This is a genomic window from Acinetobacter sp. Ag2, assembly GCF_001005515.1.
Lineage (GTDB): Bacteria > Pseudomonadota > Gammaproteobacteria > Pseudomonadales > Moraxellaceae > Acinetobacter > Acinetobacter bereziniae.
In genome coordinates, this window is sequence record NZ_LBNA01000020.1 from 1 (window position 1) to 24,139 (window position 24,139).

Below are 24,139 nucleotides of genomic sequence, written 5' to 3' on the forward strand. Positions count from 1 at the left end.
TGCGTCTTTAGCGGTTACGGATGCTGTGACACCTGTCAATACTGAACTATCTTCACCATTGACCAAACCTGTTGCACTAAAGCCAGTAGCTGTTTGATTTTGCCCATTATAAACAGTTGATACGCTATTCGCCGTTACAGTCGCTTTGGCTTTAGCAATATCTAAAGCCCCATCAACAAAGGTTAGATCGTAATTTTTATCAACACCATTGGCTTTATTCGTATAACTGTCTGCGTCTTTAGCCGTTACAGAGGCTGTGACACCTGTCAATACTGAACTATCTTCGCCATTAACTAAGCCTGTTGCACTAAAGCCTGACGCTGTTTGGTCTTGTCCGCTATAGGTCGTATTTAAACTATTCGCCGTTACAGTCGCTTTGGCTTTGGCAATATCCAAAGCCCCATCGACAAAGGTGAGATCGTAATTTTTATCAACGCCATTGGCTTTATTGGTATAACTACCTGCATCTTTAGCGGTTACAGATGCCGTCACACCTGTCAATACTGAACTATCTTCACCATTGACCAAACCAGTAGCGCTAAAACCTGATGCTGTTTGGTTTTGTCCGTTATAGGTCGTATTTAAACTATTCGCCGTTACAGTCGCTTTGGCTTTAGCAATATCCAATGCACCATCGACAAAGGTCAGATCGTAGTTTTTATCAACGCCATTGGCTTTATTCGCATAACTGCCTGCGTCTTTAGCCGTTACAGTGGCTGTGACACCTGATAAGACTGATTCTGTTTCGCCATTAACTAAGCCTGTTGCACTAAAGCCTGATACTGTTTGGTTTTTACCGTTATAGGTCGTATTTAAACTATTCGCTTTCACCGTAGCTTTGGCTTTGGCAATATCCAATGCTCCATCAACAAAGCTCAGATCATAGTTTTTATCAACGCCATTGGCTTTGTTCGTATAACTACCTGCGTCTTTAGCGGTTACGGAGGCTGAGACACCTGTCAATACAGAACTATCTTCACCATTGACCAAACCTGTTGCACTAAAGCCAACAGCTGTTTGGTTTTGACCGTTATAGGTCGTATTTAAACTATTCGCTGTCACCGTAGCTTTGGCTTTGACAATATCCAATGCACCATCGACAAAGGTCAGATCATAGTTTTTATCAACGCCATTGGCTTTATTCGAATAACTGCCTGCATCTTTAGCCGTTACAGAGGCTATTACACCTGATAAGACTGATTCTGTTTCGCCATTAACTAAGCCTGTTGCGCTAAAGCCTGATGCTGTTTGGTTTTGACCGTTATAGGTCGAATTTAAACTATTTGCCTTTACAATGGCTTGCGCTTTGTGAATTGTGGCACTTAAACCTATAGGCTGACTAAAAATATAATTTCCAGCATCCACACCTGTTAAGTTATAGCCTGTTACGATCACAGACCTGATTCCTGCATTCTTATCTGTAAATGTTCCTATACCACTACCAGTCAATCCAACAAAATCTCCTGCAATTGGATTGATTGAAGCAGTGCCATTTATGGTTGCATTGAACAAACCATCATAGGTTTTATCTGCAATACTTATTCCATTAATGGTTAAAACTGCAGGCGTTATATTAGCTTTAAGATTTGTCGGCTGTAGCAAGGTGTAATTTAAAGCATCTGTTCCCGACAACGTAAAACCTGAAACAGTGACATTTTTATCATTACCGACATTTTTGTCAGAAAATAATCCAATTCCAGTTCCAGACAACGAAATAGAATCACCCGATATTCCACCTACAATACTTGCATTTCCTGTTAATGACGCAGATTTTGATGCGTTATAAACTTTGTTTACTGCACTTAAACCACCGATATTTAAACTCTTTGTTGTTATTGTCAGTGTTCCTGATCCACCATTGTCTTTATATATAACATCATTACCAAATTGTGTTGTATTTGCCCCTGTAGGAACGCCACTGATCAAGATTGAACCATCATTTAAACTATAAACACCTGCATTTTTACCGGTTGTTTTATAATTTAGTCCTGAAGCTAGCGTTCCTGAAGCAATCACCCCATCATAAGTTTTGTTAGCAAAATTAGCGACGACTTCTGTGACCAAAGGTTTTAGGAAATGACGTAGTAAGGGAGCAGATCTACCTTCATAAATACGCCAAATTTTACCAGTGCCTCCGGCATCATCAACATCCCAATTTGCAAAAGTTGAAATTTGTTGAAGTTCTGTTGTGGTTTTTCCTACACCACCAGCACTGCTTGTTCTTCCAGAAGTACTGGTGTTCCAGAAACTATTTGTGGTTATACCATTACCGCCACCAACAAGACCACCAACATACTGATTTCCAATGACATTACCTGAAGAATAAGTCTTATCAACATTTCCTCCATTAAAACCAACTAATCCGCCAACATATTGATTTCCAATCACTGTGCCTGTGGCATAAGAATTATTGACTGGTCCTGAAGTTCCTCCAACTAATCCACCAACATAATTATTTCCTGTCACTGGACCTGTTGCAAAAGAAGAACTGATTAGCCCATCGCTATACCCAACCAGACCGCCAATATAGTTATTATTTGAATATTTCCCTTTTACAGTCACATTGGCATATGAGTTTAAAATATTGCCATAATTAAAATTCCAGCCAACCAATCCACCATACTGTTCAGTATTTCCTGTGACCAGCCCTGTATTGACATAGGCATTATTAATTGTGCCCAGATTAAGCCCAACCAAACCACCAGTTTTTCCATAACCCGAAATACCAATATTAGTCAGCCCAACATTTTGTATCAATGCATCCTGATGCGTAATCGCAAACAAGCCGATCCCTTGATACATAGATTCAATACTGAGCCCATTAATCGCATGACCTAATCCATCAAAACGTCCCCGAAAAGCCTGTTGTGATAGATCCATTGGGCTTAAATTTGCATTATAAAAGCCAATTGGGTCGAATCCTGTATAACCATTCCATAGCTCCGAACTGCTGGCATCTATGTCTGCACCCAACACATAATTACCACTTAGGTTGCCGTTAATACCTTGTAAATCTTGACTTGTAGTTGAACCTTGTGCGCCCAAAGCCGTAATGACTTGATAGTTAATCGTGGCTGCCGTTCCTTTTTGGGTACTAAAGTTCTGCCCTGCCTTTAAGTTTATTTTTGCGCCATTGTTAATATAATAATTTGCGCTGGTATTGGCTGTATTTTGCCCATAAATCAAATTAAGTTTGCCACTATTATTGGTCGCTGTAATGTTGGCATTAATATTAATGTTATTTTGTGCATTTAAAGTCAGGCTAGTCGCACTCCCCCAGGTCACATCAGCATTAACATTGATATCACCCTTTTGATTACCCGTAGTGCTGGTTAGTAATATGACATTACTGGTTGCAAGACTGCTTGCTAAAGTGGTTGCACCAATGCCACTACTACTTGCTGATGCATTACCCGAATTAATACTGAAATCTGTAGGGTCGATTAACCAAGTTCCTGTTTTTCCACTGTCTGATCGAGTGGACACCGCCGTAGTTTGATCGATCTTAACATCAGCTGCCGAGGTTTCAATAAATCCACCATCCTGACCATTTTTTCCTTCAGCTTTCAGTACGCCACTCAAAGTGGTTGTACCAGTTTGCATATCACCCAGTAGAATAATTTCGCCTTTGGCATTTTGACTTAAACGGTTGGCTTCGATAATGCCTGAATGATTCACAACGGCTTTACTTAAACTGTCTTTGGCTTTTGCAGTTAAATAGACTGCGCCATTATCAGCAAGAATTGCTCCTCCATTGTCCACCAAACCTTTAAGAACCCCTTGATCCACTTGGTATTGGGTCAGTGAACCATCCTGTAAAGCAAGCGTGACTTGACTAGCGGATGTTAAATGCGTAGTTCCATTTGGTGTGATAATAGAACCTGTATTTTTAACATTCGGCGCAATCAGCGCCACTGTTCCACCTTTTAAAGTTTGAATAGTGCCATAATTTTCTATACTTGCATGACTATTGGCATCGCCTTTTAAAGTGAATTGACCATTTTGAATATCATGGTCCGTGAGTGCTAACGTTGAAGCAACCAATCCCCCAACATTCACTTGAGCGGTTTTAGAGAAAACCACACCATTAGGATTGAGCAGAAACACCTGACCATTGGCATTTAAACGCCCCATGATTTGCGAAGCATTACTGTCTAATACATGGTTAATTGCGACTGAAGATGCATTATTTTGGTTAAAATTGACTGTCGCATTTTGACCAATGTTAAAGCTGTTCCAATTGGTGCTCAGTGTTTGACTACTTTGATTAATATTCAGGGTATGCCCATTTTGAGAAATCGTTGCCGAACCAGAATTAATTTGAGCGCCTGTCGGCAACTCGATATTTGAAATCGCAGCCTGTACAGATAAAGGCAACAGTGCTAATCCAAATAAAATCAAAGCGGATACTTTTTCAACAATCCCCATTGTCTTATTTTGATCAGTGACTGTACTTTGTGAAGGACGATGATTCTTGGCAAGTTCTGAAACGGCTTGCCAACATCCAAGTTGTGCATTCCAGATGACTTTGTAAATTTTATTCATGATATGCCCAAATGTAATAGATTAAATATTAACCATCTAAACATAACTTTACATAACTAGATATACCTGAAATCAGTGATTTTTAAAGATTTTTTAATGAAAACTACATAGTTTGTTTAAATAAATTTACACAAAATAAGACTTAATTTACTGTACAATCACAATACATAAATTAAGTCTCGTTTTTATAAAAATCACAATAAAAATATTTATTCTATGAAATTTGCTGAGTTAAATTGGCACATTCATTTAATTGATTCTGTAATTTTTCTAGATTTGCTTTTGGATCAAGCCACCATTCCACTGTCCACAATTGAATTACGGTCCAACCTAGCCCGGTTAATACAGAAGGACGTAATTGATCTCGATCTCGTGCAGTTGCAGCTTTGGCATAATCATCCCCGTCTACCAAAATACCTGTTAAATACTGACCAGCAACATAAGGGTTTTGGATAGCAATATCTATACGGCTATCTCCACTGCCTACTGCCAAGTCAACTTTCCAACCTAAATGCTCTAATTGAGCTTGTAAATACAGCATGAGTTCATCTTTAGCCTTTTCTTTTTCAAGTGTTTGCGAGTAATACGCCATTTGTCCAGTTTGTGCAAAACTCAAGAAATCTTTTAAATCACGCACCCCCTCACTATTGGTTCGAGACAAATCAATCTGGTCTGGACGCAGTGTTGAGAAAACATGTAGTCCTTGACGTGCACGTGTAATCGCAACATTTAAACGGCGTTGTCCGCCTTGACGATTCAATGCACCAAAATTCATCAGTAATTTACCCTGTTGATCGGGCGCATAAGTAATGGAGAAGATAATAATATCTCGTTCATCACCTTGAACATTTTCCAAATTTTTCACAAATAATGGCTCAAAGCCATCTCGGCTAAGTTGCTCTAATTCAGGACGTTGCGCCAATTCGTTATCAAGCAAATCTTCAATTAGTTTTTGTTGAGTAATATTGAATGTCACCACACCAAGCGTTTGTTTAATCTCTGCGGTCAGTTGGTTCGTTAAATGTTGTAGAATAAACTGTACGATTGCCTGAGCCTCAGCTTTGTTGGTTCGTGTATCACCCTTGTCATATACACCTTCAACAGCGTGCAATTGAATTGCCTTATCTTTTGCAACAGGTGCAGGAAATGTCAGCAACTCACCTTTATAATATTTTTGATTACTAAACTGAATTAGGCTTTCATATCGACTACGATAATGCCAATTCAATACCAGTTCTGGTAATTGTGCAGCTAAACACTCATCTAAAATACTTTCTAAATCTTCGGTAACGTCTTCATCGACTTCTTCGGTATCTCCTTTTCCAAAGAAACTGGTGGGCGGCATTTGTTTATTGTCACCAACAACAATCGATTGTTCTCCTCGTGCAAGTGCACCAATGGCATCCCAAACAGGGATTTGCGAAGCTTCATCAAAAATCACCACATCAAATTTAGATTCAGGATCAAGATATTGGGCAACCGACAATGGACTCATTAACATACATGGCTTGAGTCCAGTAATCACATCTGGAATCTGTTTGATGAGTTCTCGTACTGGAATATGTCGACGCTTTTTGCCCAACTCTTTGTTGAGTAATGCCCATTGCTTTTTAAACTCATCAGGGTTCTCAAAAATTTTATGCCAACGTCGGGTAATTTCCTCACTGGCAAATTGTTGATGTTCACGATCCTGTTGGGAAAATTTAAGAATTTTTTGTTGATGTAACTCACCACTAAATTGGTTGAGTTCAGGATGCTTACTAAACTGTTGAACAATCCATTGACGTGCAAGATTGATATCCACCAATAACGCCACATGATCTTGGACTACTTTTGCATCAAAAGACGAAGAGGTTTGAGCTAAGCAATGTTGTTGTAAGTATGCGCTAAAACGAGCCAAACCTTGTTGTTGAAGTTGTGTTTTTAAACCTTGCCAATTTAACCAATGACGCCATTCATTGATCATATGTTGCAAGTTTTGTTGACGTAACAGTAATTCTGTAAATGCAATTTGAGGATATGCGTTTAAATTTTCTGTCTGAATTTGCTGATCTGGCAATAACAGTGCATAGCATTGCTGTAATTCTTCAATATGTTGTTCAGCTTCAAAGTGCTTCTGTTGACTTGCGAAATCCAATGCTTGTAATAATACCACTGGGCTTGAAATACGATCTGCAAGTTGGTTTTTTAATTGTGTCCAAGCCTGTGCCATATTTTCAAACTGTGCCCAATCTGTTTTTTCACCTTGCCAATATGTCTGCAGTTTTGCGCCTAAACTATTTTCAAGCGCTTTAAACTGTTGCTGATGATTTTGAATATTGATCAACAGTGGCAAATCATTTTCTACCACCATAGCAGAAGGACGCTGTTTATCAGTGTGATAACTACGCATCAAGTTTCTTAACTGATACTTACCAAACCAAGACCATGGCCAAAACTTAGCAGAAGCTTCTCGCCATTTAAAATCTATCTGTTTTAATTCAGCTTGGTAAATCGATAAATCATATTTAAAAATTAAACGTGTCTGGCTTTGTACGATTTCTGTTGTTACCGCTTTGGCTTCAGAAATTTGACGTATGTCTAAACCATCAATAATTTTCAGCAGTTTCAAATCATATTGTTGACTGAATGCAAATATTTTTTGATAGATCTCTACATCAGCTTGAAGCTGCTGTAAATTTTCTGCTTGTTTGAATTGGCAAGCATCTTGCCAAACATGTAACGAACGATGTATTTGAGGAATTAATTCTGCTATACGTTGTTGGTTGTGCTGATACTGATCTTGCCACAACAGATTCCAGAAATTCGGAGAACTCCCTTCAGCAAATCCATTCAGAGTATCTCGTGCGTTGCTCGAAATTTGCTGATACTGCAACCATGCTTTGACAGCCAAATCTTTCAAGTGTGAACGTGCTTGATGGGTCAATTGTTGAATATTGAGATCAAAACGCAATGTTTCGATCTCTCTATGTAACAACTCTTCACTCATGGCATCAAATAAACTCCATCCTATTGAATGTTGTTGATGCAATATCTGTACATGCTGATTGAGCACATCACGGCTTTCGACCAAATGTTGCGAAAGTACTTGCCACTCTTGTTGGGTTTCTTTTTGAGCGATTGCGTAGGGATTATTGTTATTTTCTGCACGTTCACGAAGCTGATCAAGCACTTCTATTTTTTGTGCTTTGGCAGAATGAAGCTGTAAACACAGATGTCCTAATCCAATTTGATTCAGTCGTCGATACACCACATCCAATGCTGCCATCTTTTCAGAGACAAATAGTACGGATTTACCATCTGCCAAGCATTGCGCTACCATATTGGTAATGGTTTGTGACTTTCCTGTTCCTGGCGGCCCAGAAAGTACAAATGTTCGCCCTAAAGCCGCAGACATTACGGCTGCAAGCTGTGAAGAATCCGATGACAATGGTGTAAATAGCTGCTTGGGTTGATATTTTTGATCAAGTTCAGTCGGATGTGGAAAAGCATCTTGTTTTTTAAATGGCTCGCGTGGCGTTTCAATCAAATGATGAACCACAGCTTGTTCTTTTAACTGCTGTATACGTAAAGAAAGATCTCGCCACATTAAGTATTTTGAAAATGAAAACTGACCAATCGCGGCTTCAGCAGTCACCTCCCACCCTCGCATATTGACCACAGCTCGGCGAACAATTTGCAAGACGGCATTAACATCTACCCCTGATCCATCTGTCGGTAGCGGGTCCAATCCACTGATTTCAATTTCAAAGTCCTGTCTTAACAATTGCAACAGGGTTGAATTAAAACGCGGCTCATCATCATACATCCATAAACGATAACCAGACTTTGCCGACTCTCGTGTCATCCGTACAGGAATTAACAAAAGTGGTGCTTTAAACGTTTTCTGAGCTTTCTCTGACTCTTTCCACTCTAGAAAACCAACTGCCAAGAATAAAGTATTTGCCCCACCTTCTTCCAAAGCTGTGCGTGAGGCGCGATATACTTCCACCAAACGCTTATTTAAGGTGTCGCTGTCTAAACCACTAAATAACAATTGGCGATGTAGGTTTTCATCAATATAGTTTTGGACGTGTTGGGCTTCATTTTCACGAGTGACTTCTTTAAGAGAAATATAATCCACACTTTGAAAGAAAAACCCTTTATTCTCAGCCAAAGCATCTTCTAAAGAAGCTAAAGTTTTCTCAGAACACTGTAAGGGAATACTTAAACGGTTATCTTTAAAATTTAATAACTTATTTCTTAAACTTAAATCCAGTAAACGTCTTAACCATCGCTGAACACGCGTTGCAACATTTTCATTTGCATCCATAACCGCATATTCAGGTAAAGAAGCTGCTGTCCATGTCATCTCATCCTGATCTAAATTTTGCACGACATCCAGCTGTGTTGAAATAGGACGTACACCACGTAAACGACTTTGGCGAATATCCACAGCAACATAAAACTGTTCGATTTTTTCAGCATCATGTAAATATTGTTGTGCTGAAGTTATGGCTTGTTTCAAACTTGCTTGTGATGTTAATAAGGTGGTTTCAATAAAAGTAATTGCACCAAGCTCCATATACTTACGCAAGTTTTGAAGATCATCAATTAAAACATCAACAACAGGGGTTTCATGTAACCATACCCCGATAAAACTGTGACCTTGGACAATCATCACGATGGGATCAAGCCCAATTTGCTCAATCAAAGAGCTCATCAACATGGTGCTATCCAAACAACATGCCATTTTTTCATCTAAAATTTGTTTGGCAAAACGAATACGCTGTCCATGTTGGATATAACTCGCAGGATTCACAATATAATGTAAATTCTGTTCATTTAATGCCTGCCAAATTGCATTCAGCTGATTTAAAACTTGTTCAGGGCTTTTATCCGAGTAACCATTTAGACTGCCTAAATTCTTTTGCACTAAGTATTCGCTAGCACGTTTAAGAATAGGTGCTAAAGAAGCTGCATTTGGTTGTGAGAAACAGGCTAAAAGTTCAAGTGGCTGTTTTTCTCCACCCCATGTATCAACTGTAAGCACTTCAATATCTTGCTGTTTCACTGCTAACAGCTGATCATCTGAATCCAACCATTTTAAATTTAGATAACCTTTTATATTTTCATTCAGATGAAGTAAAAAATTGAGATCAAAATTAAGTTTAGGATTACTGAGGTAGATGTTTTGATCTTTATCACTTTTACCGATTCGAATCTCAGTGGGTTGAAAAAATGCAGGATGAGATTCAATAATAAGCTTACTTTCAGAAAGCTGCTTACTTCCAGTTAAAGAAATATGACGAATTAAAGGAATTGCGTTTTGCTGAAAAGTAAAATTTAAGCTTGAAGTCGCATCGAGAGAAATTTGAAATTGATCGTATTCCACAACATCTGACATGAAAATTGTAATCCTAGAATTTTTTTGATTATGAACTTAGTGCCTTACTCTATACTAAATCTATCTCAATAAAAAAGCACCCGTAGGTGCTTGTTGCGTATATTTCAATTAAAACAAAACTTGCTGTGAATTTAATAACTCAGCAATCGCATCTGTAGAGAATATGGTCGTACTTGGTAAATTATTCATGTATTGATCAACAGTTTCCGAGGTTGAATTCATTATATTTTCACTTGTCGTTGCACTGTGCTTCATTGCACTTTCAATCACATCCTCAATCTGTTGCTCTTTAGGCTCTAAAACAGAAGCATCCAAAAATAAATCATTTACAGAGGTCTTATGATCAGTGTCTAAATGAGTTTGAATAGAACCATCAGTTTCAGCAACTGTTTGCAAAAGCTTTGCAATATTTTCACTGGTTAAATCAACACGATTCGTTTCTGTATTTGGCGGGATGCTTTGGAGCAAAAAGTCACTATTTGCATTAGAATTAGGATTCAGCTCAGCATTAACAATATTACTGGCTAAAGAATTACAGGCTAAAGAAGCATGAGAATCTGCCGAGTTTTGATCCATTACTGAATATTCGTCAGCAAGTGCTGCCTTCACGCCCACTTCGACTACCGTAAATGAGCGCGCATCACTCATCAAACTGGTATTTCCAGCCTTATCCGTTTGTACGCTGGTAATGCTATGTGCTCCCAGACTTAAATCATAATCGAAACTGAATGACCATTTACTGTCTGCGCCAACCGTAACTTTTCCAACAGCTTTGTTATTGTCATAAATAATCAATGTTGCACCTGCTTCACCCGTCCCTGAAATCACTGGACGTTTATCATCGGTGTTGCCATTGTCAGCAATTGAACCTTTGCTTTCACCAACATCGTCTTCTACTTTTGTGATTAAAGGTTTTGCTGGTGGCGTGACATCTTTAGTTCCTGTTACCGATGTAACTGCTGATTGATTTCCAGCTGCATCTGTTGCATAAACACTCCCTACTTTTGCCTCAGTCAAAGCGCTTGAAAGCGTGACAGTATAATTTCCATTGGCATCTGTCGTTGCCGTACCTAGCAGTTTATTCGCACTATCATAAACTGTAATTTTAGAATTCGCTTCAGCTGTTCCTGTAATGATAGTGCCTTCAGCATTTAAACTGGCTAAAGGTTTTTCAGGGGCTAAGAGGTCTTGTCCAGGTTTAATTTCAATAGCTTTAGATTGATTTCCGGCTGCATCCTCAATGATAATTTTACCTGTTTGGTTGATTCCCAAAGCAGGCGAAATTGTGATATTGAATTTCCCCTGTGCATTGACTGTACCTGTTGCAATTACAACGCCTGTTGAATCTTGAATGATGACTTTGGCATTGGCTTCTGCAGTACCGAGTATGCTCGTTCCCTCTTTATTGAGTTCATATTTCGGTTGATCTGGCGCAATCGTATCTTTACCCAATTCTATTTTGTGCTGTTCGGATTTATTCCCTGCCGCATCAACCGCTTCAACAGATCCAATTTGACCTGCGGTCAAAGCAGGTGAAATTGCAACTGAAAACACGCCTTCAGTATTGGCTTTTGCTGTTCCAATGAGTTTACCTGATGCATCATAAACATTGATGATTGCATTCGCCTCAGACTTACCTGTGACAATGTTTCCTTGATCATTTAATTGCGCCTGAGGTTCTACAGGTGCAATGGTGTCCTTTGTTCCAGTGACTTGCGTATAGCCCGATGAATTTCCAGCATCATCTTTGGCTTTAACGTAGTAACTATTATTATTGACCAATGCTTCTGGCAATGTTACTGAATACTGACCATCTTTATCCACTTTGACCGTGACAATAACTTTTTCATTTTTGTCTACCACATAAATTGTGGCGCCCGCTTCAGCTGTACCAGTGATTTTCGTCCCCTCTGCATTGATTGTTGCAGTTGGTGTTTTCGGCGCAGTGATGTCTGGTGGTGAACTCGATTTTTTATCCCCGTTGTCAATCAGTGCCAAGCCTAATCCGATTGCAGAAAGGACCCCTAAACCAGCTTTAGCAGCGCTTGAGGAAAAAAGCTCAGAGATTGAAAAATCTGAAGATGATGCGGAAGTTGACTCATAAGCACTCAGTTGTTGCGCAGGAACAGTATTTGCACCTTCGTATAATAGTGAATCTAATTTTTGCAGCCCCGTGTAATGAGTGAATTTGCCCGTCTCATCAAATTGTGCAAGGCTAAAAGTTCCATCCGCCTTTGGAAATGCCAAAGAGTGCACTGTGGTTGTATGGGTCTGGAAAAAACCCTCTAAAACAATCTGTTCACCATTTTTCAATGTCACAATGAGCTTATCACCAGATTGTTCTAGCGTTTTAACATCTTGTTGTGTTACCCCAATTTGAATAATTGAGGGTCGATCTAAAATTACCGATTTGGATTGAGTGTCTTGCAATAAAGTTTGATCTTGTTTCGCGGCAACGACTATTCTTGTCATTTATATCCTCAATTCATTTAAAGTTTATTTTTTTGAAATTATACAGAAACCCTATATAGACACCAATGCATTTTAATCACTACTCAACCATTTATAGTGCTCTGATAAATAAATGATAAGTAGATAGAATTCATTTGCTTAAAAAATAAATTTTAACGTTCAATAAAATAACTTGATATTAAATCCAGTGGATCATTATTTTTTAATAAAATGTCAAACTGAACTTAACATACAGCTTGTGCAAATTGGGGTGCATCATCCAAAATTTCAAACCATGCTGCTTTATTCTCAGTAAATGCATGTGACATAATTTTTGCCTTAACAGCTTCATTAATGATTCCAACACGTAATCGAACCACATCGGGTAAATCTAAACGCGCACTGAATAAGGGCGAGGCACAGTGTTTACAGAAAACTCTTTTTTTATTAGTCGTTGCATAATACTCCCCCAATAATTCTTTGCCTTGAACAATGTCCAAGTCCTTAATGTAAATTGGAGTAATTGCAACAAATGCAGAGCCTTGTGCTTTCTGACATTGTTGACAATGACAAACAAATATTTCGGCAATTTCACTACGGATTTTAAATTGAATGCCGCCACATAAACATGAAGCTGTATACATATTTGTTTCCTTGAAGAATGTTTGTATTATTTATTGGTAATTAAATGGATAGTTTGAAAAAAGTGCACTATCTATTTGCTTAACTGCTTGCTCAAATTGAGCAAATTCATTATCAGTGATTGATCTATCGATATATTCTTCACATTCTTGCAACAACAAAGCAAATTGTAAAAATTGAAAAAAATTAATCTGCATTGACTGAAGTGAATGGAAATTTAAAGCATCCGTAAAGCCTAAATCATGATCATAAAAGAGTATCTCAAAACTTTGCCGATCCATAAACCATTCATCACCTTGTCCAGTTCTTCCAATCATCCATACTTGTCTTGAAAGTATTGGAAAATTTTGTGCTAAGTATTGATTTTCCTTGAGTGCTTTTTCATATCCAAACAGATGAATATCCGCTGTGATTTCAGTATCAGCACATGTTTTTAGAAATTCGACATAGCTTAGATCTTGAGGAAAAGAACTGACCTCTGAAATTATTTGCCGACAGGGGTTCAAGTGTTTAAAAATATCATCTAAATTATTTTGAAGTTCAAACATAGGGCAAACTCAACCTGAATATTTAGAGTTTGTATTTTTCAAGCCGGCATCTTGTGCCCGATACGACTTTAATGCTTCGATTTCTGTATAAATAAGCTGTTGTAATTGATCTCTAAATAGAATCATATCATCCATGGTTTCAATCTGATCAATCGCTAAACGTGGCATAAATTTAAAATAAAAAGGAATGCGTTTAGGGATAATATGTTTTGGAATTGAAGGAATCACTTCACCATGTCGAAGAAAACGGTCAATTTTGGGATTGGACAATATTTTGTTAAACCATTTCTGTTGAAGTAAGACATTGACATCAAATGCTAAATCAAAAACCTCATCTCCGCCTAAAGCCACAAAAGGTGCAATTTCATAGCCAAACTCTTGTGCCAACTTTAAAAAACCGAAACGCTGTTTCCAAATCAATTGATAAGCTTCACCTTTGCGTTTAATGACCTCTCGCCCACCGCCTGGAAAAACCAGAATTGAATAGCCCTGACGCATTGCTGCTTTAGCATATTCTTGAACACCATCAATGCCCCCAACACGCTTTACCACCTCTTTCCAAACTGGGATATGAAAGTGCATATGATCAGCTAGACTCACCACAGCAATCTTATGTTCAGTAAATAAATAGTCGATCAAAATCGGAGAATCAAGTACGCCATAAATAGTATGATTCCCAACATACATGGCTGGTTTATGGGGTACAAGGTTTTCTGTGCCTAAAAATGTTGGACGAAAATAAAAGCGTTGTAAACTACTGATCAATCGGATCAGTTTAGCATTGTGTCGTATTTTTAAAGTTTTATCCGTCATGTTGTATCTCTACAAACTGATTTTCAACATTTTTAATCTGCCCATTATTCAATTTAGAAGCTTTTTATGGAAACTTGATTAACAATAAATTGCTTTAGACTTCAGGCAATCACTCCCCCTTTATTAAAGACGGAGTGAACAGCTATTTTACGAGGTTGATTTAAGCAACATGCTTTTGTACAAGGATTGAACCTACAGAATAGCCAGCCCCAAATGAACAAAGTACGCCATACTCACCATCATTGACCTGATCAGCAGTACGATGCAATGCGATAATCACACCCGCAGAAGAGGTATTGGCAAACTCATCCAAAATAATGGGTACTAATTCTGGATCAGCTTCTGCAACCTCACGACCGACAATCAGTTTTAGAATTAATTCATTCATATTGGCATTGGCTTGATGCAACCAGAAACGTTTAACGTTTTCAGGTTGAATACTATTTTTTTCCAATTGCGTAGAAATGATTTTTGCAACCAATGGGCAAACTTCTTTGAAAACTTTACGACCATCCTGACGAAATTGTTTATCGTCGCGAGACGTTAATTCAGAGCCATTTAAAAACCCAAAGTTATTACGAATATTATTCGAGAACTGGGTAAATAAATGGGTATCTACGATTTCAAAACCTGTTTTGGTTTCAGTTTCTTCGATAATCGAAGCTGTAGCCACATCACCAAAAATAAAATGACAGTCACGTGAACGGTAATCCGTATGCCCAGAGGTAATTTCAACATTGACCAATAACACACGGCGAGCACCCGTTTTCACAGCATCATAAGCTTGTTTTAAACCGAAAGTCGCAGCTGAACATGCTACATTCATATCATAAGCATAGCCTTGGATACCAAGTGCAGTTTGAATTTCAATCGCAACAGCAGGGTAAGCACGCTGTAAATTTGAACAAGCAAGAATCACAACATCAATATCTTCTGCTGTAACACCAGCATTTTCCATCGCTTGTTTTGCTGCGATTACGCCCCACTCTGCCTGAATAGAAAGCTCTTCATCAGAACGCTCTTCAAGACGTGGTCTTAAACGGTTAATGTCCAATACACCTGATTTCTCAATCACATAGCGGCGCTTCACACCTGATGCTTTTTCAATAAAATCTGCACTTGAACCACGACGTGCAACAACTTCACCAGCTTCAATTTTTTCAGCATTTTCAGTGTTAAATTGTTCCACATAAGCATTTAAACAATCCACCAACTCTTCATTGGTAATCACTTCTTCAGGATGGTACAAACCTGTACCAGTAATACGGATGCCCATGTAAAACTCCTTTTCTCAATTCACAAATATTTCAAATTATTTCTATTCTAACCGATTCCTAGCTTTTCCCATACCTTTTGTATTCGAGTCGAAGATATCGGCATTTTGGTTTTCATCGGTTGTGAGAATAATGAGATCCGTAGTTCCTCAACCATGAAATACACTTCTTTTACACGAACATCGGATTTAAACTTAAACAGTTTATCCATCCAAGGATCAACTTCTTTTATTGCAGCATCATCTCGATTTAGATTATTCGGCAAACGATCTAAACGCAATAACAATGCTTTTAAATAACGTGGATATTCCTGCCAAACATCGGAAGATTTTGAATAAACAAAATTGGAAAGATTCATTAAATCCAGTTGATCTTCAATATCATCTATATTTTTTCCAAATACATCTTGATCCAACATCAGTAAATTTTGACGAATTTCCTGCCATTGAATATAGATTTCACTGATCAGTTTTAATGCTTCCTGACCATGCATTAAGAAGCTTTTCTTGATCTCGGCAGTTAATTGAGCAAACTCCTCAGCATTGATCGGTAAGTCTTGAATCGCGATTTGCAAAGTTGCATAAACCAACATTTGTTCCAGCTGAGCTTTATCTCCCAATGGTGAATAAGCCAACGCCAATGGTTTTGAAATTTGCTTTTTCAGTTGGCGGATTGAGTCACCTAACTGCATATGAATCAACCGAATTACACCTTCACGATGCTGCTTAATGGCTTCATTTTGGTCATTAAAGGTCTGGATCACAATTCCAGATTCATCTTTGGTGTCTAATTGGGCAAAGTCTTTCGTCGGCACCAAGGCTTGATATTGTTTAACAACAACACCTGTGACTTTTTGCGATGCCTCAAAAACAAAATTTTCAGGGAAAACCGTAAATTCACCTTTTAACTGCTTCACAGGACTATGTGTTTCGGTACGACAACGTGCTTTGAGTTCAGCAAGATCTCGCCCTTGTTCCAACACACGACCTTTTTCATCCATAACCTTAATAAATGGAATCAGATAAGGTTCAACACGTTCAAAAGAAAAATCTTTCGCGCTAATTTGTTCGCCTCTTAACTGAAATGCCAAGAAATCGAATATATGTCCATGCAAATGTTGGGCATCCACAGCTTTCATCAACTTTTGCGCTGTGTCAGGAATCGGTACCAAATTACGACGTTTATCTTTGGGTAGTGCTTTAAGTAATGCTTCAATCAACTCTAAGCGCCAGCCAGGGATTCCCCACGACCAAATATTTTCATCGACTTGCGCTAAAGCCTGCACTGGAATTTTAACGGTAGCACCATCTTGATCATGGCTTGGATCAAAGCGATAACTCGCCGCCAATCGCAATTGCCCATTGTGTAAATAATCTGGGAATTGCTGAGTGGTTGGACGATCTGTCATCCATAAATCATCGTCATCTACAAATAGATAACGTGGGTTTTTAGGCTCTACAGTTGCTCGCCAATCTTCGAAACTGCGGCGACTTGCAATTTCAGCAGGGACTTTGGCTGCATAAAACTGATAAATTGTTTCTTCGTCCACCACCAAATCACGACGACGCAACTTATCTTCAACTCGTTCAACTTCCTCAATTTTTAATAAGTTGTGTTTTAAAAATGGTGGCGTAATCCCCAAGTTTCCTGTTGTCAGTGCATCTCTCAAAAAGATTTCATGTGCAGCAGGCTGATCCACCTTTTCGTAATTGGTTGCACGCTTCGGTTCGATAATCAAACCAAATAATGAAATCTGATCATAGGCATTGACCACACCTGGTTTTTTCGCCCAGTGTGGTTCGAAATAATGATGTTTCAATAAATTTGGCGCTGCCAAAAGAATCCACTCAGGTTCGATCTTGGCTAAAGTGCGAAGATAAACTTGAGAGGTTTCCACCATCTCAAATGCCATCACCCAAGGTGTATTGGTTTTATGCAATGTCGATGCAGGAAAAATTCGAGCTTTTTGCTGACGTACTGCCATGAATGTATTGCGCTCATCTGTTTTATTGGCAATAAAGGACAATAAACCTGTTAATAGCGCACGGTGCAAATTCTCATAACTGGCTTTTTTCTCATTAAAAGACAGCTTTAAGCCTTGCGCCAAATCGAGCAATTGTTCATGGGTTTTTTTCCACTCACGCAAACGCAACCAACTGAGAAAATGCTGCTTGGCAAAATTACGACGTTTGTTCTCGCTTAAAGTCTCACGATTTTCACTCAAGGTATTCCATAATTTCAGATAAAATAAAAAGTCTGAATCAGCTTCTTTAAACAATGCATGCTTTTGATCGGCTTGCATCTGTTTATCCGCAGGACGTTCACGAGGGTCTTGTACAGCAAGAGCTGCAACGATGATTAACACTTCACGAAGTACACCAAAGTGAGCCCCACCCAAAATCATTCTCGCCAAACGTGGATCAATCGGCATTTTCGCCATTTGCAGACCAATTTTGGTCAGCTCACTGCGAGCAGAATTAACAGCTTGCTTCGCGCTCATTGATGAATTTTGCTGTTCTTGAATAGCACCTAATTCAATCAATAGCTTTCGACCATCATTGACCAAACGATGATCGGGTGGCTCAATAAAATCAAAATCTTCAACAGCCCCCAAGCCCAAACTTTGCATCTGCAAAATAACCGAGGCTAAATTGGTTCGCTTAATCTCAGGTTCTGTAAATTCAGGGCGACTTTGAAAATCATCTTCACTATAAAGACGAATACACACACCGGGCGCAATACGACCACAACGCCCTTTTCGCTGATTTGCAGCTGCTTGTGAAATCGCTTCAATCGGTAAGCGTTGTACCCGAGAACGATAGTTATACCGTGAAATACGTGCAAAACCACTATCAATCACATAACGGATATTTGGAACCGTCAAAGCCGTTTCCGCCACATTGGTCGCAATAATAATTCTTCGTCCACCACCCGATGGATTAAAGATTTTCTGCTGTTCGGCTAAAGCGAGTCGAGCATATAACGGTAAAATTTGCGTATGTTTTGGACCAAACTTTTGCAAGGTTTCCTGTAGTTCACGAATCTCTTGTTCAGTACTGGAAAAAATCAGAATATCAGCATGTTCTGGATGCCCTTTAGCTTCAGCATCTTTTAAACACTCTTCAACAGCTTGTACCACCGCACGTGGTAAGTTTTCTTCGAAATCATCAAAATCATCGTCATCACTACCGCCAATCGTCATTTCTGAAATCGGACGATAACGTAATTCTACAGGGAAGCTACGCCCTTCTACTTCAAAAATAGGTGCGCCATTGAAGTAGTCACTAAATCGATTGACGTCTAAAGTTGCCGAAGTAATGATGATTTTTAAATCAGGGCGCTTTTTCACCAACTGTTTTAAATAACCCATGATGAAATCAATATTCAATGAACGCTCGTGCGCTTCATCGATAATGATCGTGTCATATTTATTTAAGTAACGATCATTTGACAGTTCAGCCAACAAAATACCATCCGTCATCAAACGAACAATGGAATCATTGGAACCTTGTTCATTAAAACGGACTTTAAAGCTGATGGACTCACCCAGTTTTTCGCCGACTTCTTCTGCAATACGTTGAGATACACTTCGTGCTGCAAGACGTCGAGGCTGGGTATGACCAATCATCCCTGTTAAACCACGACCTGCAAGCATTGCTATTTGTGGTAACTGAGTAGTCTTACCAGAACCCGTTTCCCCCGCAACAATAATCACCTGATGTTTTTGAATCGCATCTATCAATTGATCAGCATATTGGGTGACGGGTAAATCTTGATTGAGCTTAATTGTAGGAAGACTGGCAAATCTTTTTTTAACTTGCTGATTTGATTTTTCAAAAAGTTCTTGAAATTTTTCTGGATCGGCATCTTTTCCTTTTTTCAGTCGGCTTAAACGATGGCGATCGCGTACCATAACCCATTGATCGACATTTAACTGATTTGGCACAGATGCTTTATCCTAATATTTAAAATTGAACAAAATATTTTACGCTGTAAAGCGCAACAGAGATAGTGTCTTGAAAATGAAATCATAATTGTCTGATCTAAATCAGACTGAAAATAAAAAATATTGAATTAAAAATGTGACGTATTTAAGCTTCAAAGGATATTAGCAGAACAATTTCTATACATTGAAATATTTTTTATATCTTTTTTAAAAATTCACCCTTGAAATATAAGCTCAGAAGCATCATGTTTGTTACAGATTTAAAAAGGATGGTTTTGTCATTCAAACATCATCTTTATTTGCTTTAGTTGATGCAACAATGACGGACACTTGTCTTTGGTGAAAAGTATCTGGAGCTTGCTAATTTGATTTTCCGATCTTAGCTATAAAAAAATACTATTTCACCAATAACTTAAAATTCATTATTCTAGTTATATATTAGATAAACACCTCAATCATGGAGATAATGATGAGCTTAATTAATACTGAAGTTAAACCTTTTAAAGCACAAGCTTTCCAAAACGGTCAATTCATCGAAGTTACAGAAGCTGATCTTAAAGGTAAATGGTCTGTAGTTTTCTTCTATCCAGCTGACTTCACTTTCGTTTGCCCAACTGAACTTGGTGATCTTGCTGATAACTATGCTGAATTCAAAAAATTAGGTGTTGAAATCTATTCTGTTTCTACAGACACTCACTTCACACACAAAGCTTGGCACGATTCTTCTGAAGAAATCAAAAAAATTGAATATGTAATGGTTGGCGATCCAACTTGGGTACTTGCTAAAAACTTCGAAGTTTTAATCGAATCTGCTGGTCTTGCTGACCGTGGTACTTTCGTTATCGATCCTGAAGGTAAAATCCAAATCATCGAAATCAATGCGGGTGGTATTGGTCGTGATGCTTCTGAACTTCTTCGTAAAGTTAAAGCAGCTCAATATGTTCACGGTCATCCTGGCGAAGTTTGCCCTGCTAAATGGAAAGAAGGTGATGCAACACTTGCTCCTTCTATCGACTTAGTGGGTAAAATCTAATATCAAATTAGATTAGATTTTAAAAACCACGCTTTCATTAGCGTGGTTTTTTATTTTCTAATTTGACCATATGGCAAGTTCATAGCCATCTAAATCTCTAAAGTGAAAACGGCGCCCGCCTGGAAAACTAAAAATCTCTTGTACGATGGTTGCACCTGCATCTGTTACACGCTGCAAACTCTGTTCAAGATTATCACTGTACAAAATAATCAACGCACCACCTGCACTTTGAACGTGGTCAGCTTGGGCAAAACCACCTTTAATCACACCAGAATCAAATTCACAATAAGCTGGACCAAAGTCAGTAAAAGTCCAACCCAAATGTTGATAAAATGCTTTGGATTGCTGAATATCCTTGACATTAAATTCAATATAATTAATTGCAATTTTTTGCTCACCTGATGGCTGGTTCATTTTTATTTCTCCTGTTTTTTCATCATACTACATCTAACTTTATGTCAAAATTCTACAAATAAAGCTGTAATGATTTATAAAATAATTCAATTATTGCTACGGCATTTTGCTTAAACGATCAACATCTTTTAACAACTTAGGGATTCGATATTTCCCATACATACTTTTCACATATTGCTTGGCAAGCTCAAGCTCAATACCGATCGCAGAAATATAAAGCGGTTGGAGGCTTTGTCCTCGCAAAATTTCGCAATCTTTTGGTGTGCCTGTAAACTGATTTTTAGCCACCCCAATCACAGGAACTTTAAGCATTAACGCTTCATACAAATACTGTCCCAAACCCGCTTTTTGCTCATTCCCAAGATGCACATATCCATCGATAATAATCATATCGATATGTTCTGTAATTTGTGCCAATAAAGCCTGAATACAAGGCAATTCACGCTTATAAAATTGCCCAGATTCATAGTCCATGATGTGATCTAGAGAAATCCTGTATTGCTTGGATAAATCAGTTGCTTCCCACGCATCAAATATGCCTCCAGCAACTTGCGCACTCGTCCCACTATAGGCAACATCTATCGCAAGTATCATTGCATCCCCTTTGTTTCCAAGATAAAACAAACATTCTTTTTGAGTCTTTTATTCATGATATTTGCTCTGTTTTAAAATTTTAGATTTTCATATGTGGTATAAGCTTATCAGAAAAATCCTCAGCATTTTTACAAAACCACAATACTTTTCTAAAGATGAATGGACTAATTTCAAATCATACAGAACACTTTTTTCTGTAGAACAATCAGAAGTTTAAGGGGTTGCTTATGGGATCAATGATTACCGTGACTTCTTGGAAGTACAATGCTTCTTCACGGTATTTAAAAATTTTTTATAACAATGGTTCTGGAGAACTTTATCATCCTGTACCAGAATTTATATATGATAATTTATTGCGATGTAGTGATAAAACGGCTTTTGTGCACAAGTATTTAGAATATGACGTACATTTTAAACGACTTTCAATTTTATAATTTACAAAACTTCCTTCTCAGCACAAAGTCAGGGAGAAATCTCCCTGATACAACACTGAAAATTAATTTTTGAATGTCACAATAAAAAGCCCAGCGCCCACAGATAGTGTCGTTGTCATAAATCGAGTATCTCGCTTGACTTCATCAGTAAAACTTTTAACCTCAGCAGCATGCGAAATCACATTATCAACCACCAATACCCCCCCTTGATTTTCAATCATATTTTGTAAAAAAACCCAGTAATTCAAATAAGCATCACGCTCTGCATCAAGTAATATAAAATCGTATTTTTCATGACATTGTTTTAAATAATCTTGAGCATCACCAACCCAAAAATCAATAATATGATCCAGTTGCAACTCTTGGGCATAATGTTTTGCTTGTAATGTTCGCTGTTCATCAATCTCAAGTGTTGTAACCCGTGCACCGGTGACTTGGGCGGCATCAGCCAGCCATAAAGTGGAATAGCCCGTAGAGGTTCCAATTTCCAAAATCGTTTTTGCCTGCTGAATTCTTACTTGCATAGCCAGAAATAATGCGGATTCAGGTTCGATGTTACGATATCGTTTGATTCGATCACATTGTGTCGCATCAAACTTGATAAAAGACTGATATAGTTCATTCAATCGTTGCAAAAATGGGTGACTTAAACTCATATTCAGCACTTCCTCTTTACTATCATTGTTATTATTTCAATTATTTACGTCATTGCTATGACAATCTATCAGCTTTGTAGCACAAATTCTTTATCATACAAATCATGTTTAGCCATACACTGTAAATCAATAAGTAGGCTAAATTAGATGGTGTGTAAAAACTCAAATCTTGCTCGTGATTGACCATCTTCCAAACTGACATGTTCTATAAACATTTCATATGGGCGAACCCAAATTGAATAATCACCATATAAACATTGATAGACCACCAATTTTTCTCGTGTTTCACTATGCGTTGCAATATGTAAAACTTGATACAAATTACCTTTATAATGTCTATAAATTCCGACTTTCAACATAAGTTTAAAACCACCAATACGATTATTATGTTATACATGATCTTAATGTAAAAAACTCGTCCGAAGACGAGTTTTTATTTACTTTTCAATAGGGTCTGTGGACAATTCGTCTATGTTTGCGACTAGGTGTGTTTTTTAGGAGATTCTAGGCGCGAAATACGAAATTTAGTCATTCTAAATGAGTAGTTCGTAACGACGAAGCGCCAAAAAACACGCTAGTCCCGAAGGGTTGTGGCTAAAATTATCTCAGGCTACGTTATGAAACTTAAAAATAGTCTCGCTATTCTCTTCATTTCATGCCTTGCCTGCTCAATTTTAACCTACAACGCAAGCCATTTATGAAATGTCCACAGACCCTAACAAATCAAGAAAAGTCTAAACCTTTTTCAAATGCTTTTAACTCGTGACGAGCCATAGCCAAGTTTGATTTAGAGCGATCTAAAACAAGATAAAGGAATAAATTTTCATTTGAATCTAATGGACGAATCAAATGATATTGCTTACCTAAAGTAATCAAAATATCTTCAATTACATCATCAAGTTTTAATGCTTTGGCAACTTTACGCTTAGCACGAACAACTTCAGTATTACCTGCTGCTGCCAATTCCAAGTCCAAACCTGCGCCTGCTGTCGCTAATGAAAGACCGCTTTCGCTGTCTACTAAAGCAGCGCAGACGAAACCATCGATATCTGTTAATTGATCTAGTGTGATACGAGCCATGAGCATCCCCGTTTCTATTTGACATTGTTGTTTGCTTTAGTAATTCAATTTTTATTTTGCTTTACTAAAACACTTTACTATTTAACTAAAGATTAATACCCCTAGCTAACATGGATAAAATTAGTATTCTTCTTGAATACCTATTTTAATTTTATTCGATAATCAATTTTAATTAATTATTTCCTATGCTTATTTTAATAGCATAAAAAATATTAATTATTCAAGCGTAATTTAAAAAATAAATTAGGCTTTTAATCATTTAAAACTTGCTACAACTTTCAACAATTATCAATAGATTATTTCAGTTATTGATAAACATCTCG

The 24,139-nt window shown here is 37.9% G+C and carries 15 protein-coding genes; 2 read left to right on the forward strand and 13 right to left on the reverse strand.

Going from position 1 to position 24,139, the window contains the following annotated elements; translation table 11 throughout:
• The 8 genes from AAV97_RS00895 to hrpA form a co-directional block, all read right to left on the reverse strand.
• The coding region (locus tag AAV97_RS00895; RefSeq protein ID WP_046759555.1) for an MBG domain-containing protein at window positions 1-4,545 on the reverse strand (4,545 nt) is incomplete at its 3' end.
• A gap of 214 nt (window positions 4,546-4,759) precedes the next feature.
• Window positions 4,760-9,931 (reverse strand): DUF4011 domain-containing protein, encoded by a 5,172-nt coding sequence (locus AAV97_RS00900; RefSeq protein ID WP_046759556.1) that lies wholly within the window; start codon window positions 9,929-9,931, stop codon window positions 4,760-4,762.
• A gap of 108 nt (window positions 9,932-10,039) precedes the next feature.
• On the reverse strand, window positions 10,040-12,403 hold the full coding sequence (gene blp2, locus AAV97_RS00905) for an Ig-like repeat protein Blp2 (protein ID WP_046759557.1): 2,364 nt from the start codon (window positions 12,401-12,403) through the stop codon (window positions 10,040-10,042).
• Window positions 12,404-12,627: 224 nt separating this feature from the next.
• Window positions 12,628-13,026, reverse strand: coding sequence for a GFA family protein (locus tag AAV97_RS00910; protein ID WP_046759558.1), 399 nt, complete (start codon window positions 13,024-13,026; stop codon window positions 12,628-12,630).
• A gap of 30 nt (window positions 13,027-13,056) precedes the next feature.
• Entirely contained in the window at window positions 13,057-13,572 is a 516-nt protein-coding gene (locus AAV97_RS00915; RefSeq protein ID WP_046759559.1) for a hypothetical protein, read from the reverse strand.
• Between the two features lie 9 nt (window positions 13,573-13,581).
• On the reverse strand, window positions 13,582-14,385 hold the full coding sequence (locus AAV97_RS00920) for a lysophospholipid acyltransferase family protein (RefSeq protein WP_046759560.1): 804 nt from the start codon (window positions 14,383-14,385) through the stop codon (window positions 13,582-13,584).
• Window positions 14,386-14,545: 160 nt separating this feature from the next.
• Window positions 14,546-15,661, reverse strand: a complete 1,116-nt coding sequence (locus tag AAV97_RS00925) for a beta-ketoacyl-ACP synthase III (RefSeq protein ID WP_004831494.1) — start codon at window positions 15,659-15,661, stop codon at window positions 14,546-14,548.
• 47 nt (window positions 15,662-15,708) lie between these two features.
• Window positions 15,709-19,605, reverse strand: coding sequence for an ATP-dependent RNA helicase HrpA (gene hrpA / locus AAV97_RS00930; RefSeq protein ID WP_046759561.1), 3,897 nt, complete (start codon window positions 19,603-19,605; stop codon window positions 15,709-15,711).
• Between the two features lie 469 nt (window positions 19,606-20,074).
• On the opposite strand from hrpA, the gene ahpC reads away from it, so the two are divergent.
• Window positions 20,075-20,638, forward strand: a complete 564-nt coding sequence (gene ahpC, locus AAV97_RS00935) for an alkyl hydroperoxide reductase subunit C (protein WP_004721823.1) — start codon at window positions 20,075-20,077, stop codon at window positions 20,636-20,638.
• 57 nt (window positions 20,639-20,695) lie between these two features.
• Here ahpC and AAV97_RS00940 read toward each other — a convergent pair whose 3' ends face one another.
• Window positions 20,696-21,052, reverse strand: a complete 357-nt coding sequence (locus AAV97_RS00940; RefSeq protein ID WP_046759562.1) for a VOC family protein — start codon at window positions 21,050-21,052, stop codon at window positions 20,696-20,698.
• Between the two features lie 96 nt (window positions 21,053-21,148).
• The gene (locus tag AAV97_RS00945; RefSeq protein ID WP_046759563.1) at window positions 21,149-21,646 is read right to left on the reverse strand and encodes an endonuclease V; all 498 of its coding nucleotides are present in this window, start codon (window positions 21,644-21,646) and stop codon (window positions 21,149-21,151) included.
• A 227-nt stretch (window positions 21,647-21,873) separates the two neighbouring features.
• Here AAV97_RS00945 and AAV97_RS20745 point away from each other — a divergent pair, with 227 nt between their 5' ends.
• Complete coding sequence (locus AAV97_RS20745) at window positions 21,874-22,080, forward strand: KTSC domain-containing protein (RefSeq protein WP_004831498.1); 207 nt, start codon at window positions 21,874-21,876, stop codon at window positions 22,078-22,080.
• A gap of 62 nt (window positions 22,081-22,142) precedes the next feature.
• On the opposite strand, the gene AAV97_RS00950 is transcribed toward AAV97_RS20745, so the two are convergent.
• From AAV97_RS00950 to AAV97_RS00960, 3 genes are all read right to left on the reverse strand, one after another.
• Window positions 22,143-22,736, reverse strand: a complete 594-nt coding sequence (locus AAV97_RS00950) for an O-methyltransferase (RefSeq protein ID WP_046759564.1) — start codon at window positions 22,734-22,736, stop codon at window positions 22,143-22,145.
• 143 nt (window positions 22,737-22,879) lie between these two features.
• Complete coding sequence (locus tag AAV97_RS00955; RefSeq protein WP_035300665.1) at window positions 22,880-23,095, reverse strand: DUF1653 domain-containing protein; 216 nt, start codon at window positions 23,093-23,095, stop codon at window positions 22,880-22,882.
• Between the two features lie 364 nt (window positions 23,096-23,459).
• Window positions 23,460-23,816, reverse strand: coding sequence for a hypothetical protein (locus AAV97_RS00960; protein ID WP_004721834.1), 357 nt, complete (start codon window positions 23,814-23,816; stop codon window positions 23,460-23,462).
• Window positions 23,817-24,139: the final 323 nt, after the last annotated feature.

Excerpts from the sequence above, each read along its gene's own strand:
- AAV97_RS00950 (WP_046759564.1), bottom strand. The coding sequence starts at position 22,736 with ATGAGTTTAAGTCACCCATTTTTGCAACGATTGAATGAACTATATCAG.
- AAV97_RS00900 (WP_046759556.1), bottom strand. The coding sequence starts at position 9,931 with ATGTCAGATGTTGTGGAATACGATCAATTTCAAATTTCTCTCGATGCG.
- AAV97_RS20745 (WP_004831498.1), top strand. The coding sequence starts at position 21,874 with ATGGGATCAATGATTACCGTGACTTCTTGGAAGTACAATGCTTCTTCA.
- AAV97_RS00915 (WP_046759559.1), bottom strand. The coding sequence starts at position 13,572 with ATGTTTGAACTTCAAAATAATTTAGATGATATTTTTAAACACTTGAAC.
- blp2 (WP_046759557.1), bottom strand. The coding sequence starts at position 12,403 with ATGACAAGAATAGTCGTTGCCGCGAAACAAGATCAAACTTTATTGCAA.
- AAV97_RS00920 (WP_046759560.1), bottom strand. The coding sequence starts at position 14,385 with ATGACGGATAAAACTTTAAAAATACGACACAATGCTAAACTGATCCGA.
- AAV97_RS00955 (WP_035300665.1), bottom strand. The coding sequence starts at position 23,095 with ATGTTGAAAGTCGGAATTTATAGACATTATAAAGGTAATTTGTATCAA.
- AAV97_RS00960 (WP_004721834.1), bottom strand. The coding sequence starts at position 23,816 with ATGGCTCGTATCACACTAGATCAATTAACAGATATCGATGGTTTCGTC.
- AAV97_RS00925 (WP_004831494.1), bottom strand. The coding sequence starts at position 15,661 with ATGGGCATCCGTATTACTGGTACAGGTTTGTACCATCCTGAAGAAGTG.
- AAV97_RS00910 (WP_046759558.1), bottom strand. The coding sequence starts at position 13,026 with ATGTATACAGCTTCATGTTTATGTGGCGGCATTCAATTTAAAATCCGT.
- ahpC (WP_004721823.1), top strand. The coding sequence starts at position 20,075 with ATGAGCTTAATTAATACTGAAGTTAAACCTTTTAAAGCACAAGCTTTC.
- AAV97_RS00940 (WP_046759562.1), bottom strand. The coding sequence starts at position 21,052 with ATGAACCAGCCATCAGGTGAGCAAAAAATTGCAATTAATTATATTGAA.
- AAV97_RS00945 (WP_046759563.1), bottom strand. The coding sequence starts at position 21,646 with ATGATACTTGCGATAGATGTTGCCTATAGTGGGACGAGTGCGCAAGTT.